This window comes from Legionella quateirensis (assembly GCF_001467955.1).
Lineage (GTDB): Bacteria > Pseudomonadota > Gammaproteobacteria > Legionellales > Legionellaceae > Legionella > Legionella quateirensis.
Genome location: NZ_LNYR01000029.1, coordinates 236 through 648 on the forward strand (window position 1 = coordinate 236; position 413 = coordinate 648).

The following is a 413-nucleotide window of genomic DNA, read 5'->3' on the forward strand; positions in this document are numbered from 1 at the left end:
ACTTTAAGCGATACGGACAGCATCGCCATTACAGTCAATCCAGTCGTGGATATTGTCAATGATGTCATAACCCTGAATGAAGACACGGTGGCTACTTATGATGTGAATAATAATGATACCTTTGAAAACGCAGGTCATACCATCACTGCGATTGATGGTACAGCTATTACCGCAGGCAACACCGTAACGGTAGCCAACGGCACAGTGCTGTTAAATAATGACGGCACTTTAAGCTTTACCCCAACCGCTAATTACAATGGCAGCACCAGTTTTACTTATACGGTGACTTCCGGTGGGGTTACGGAAACCGCTACAGTGAACCTGACGGTGAACCCGGTTAATGATGCCCCAATCAACAGCGTCCCTGGCGCTCAAACCACGAATGAAGACACCGCTCAAGTCTTTAGCTCTGC

The 413-nt window shown here is 47.2% G+C and carries 1 protein-coding gene; it reads left to right on the forward strand.

The features are described from left to right. Positions 1 to 413 (forward strand): Ig-like domain-containing protein (locus tag Lqua_RS09685; protein WP_162264398.1); only part of this gene is annotated, 413 nt, incomplete at both ends.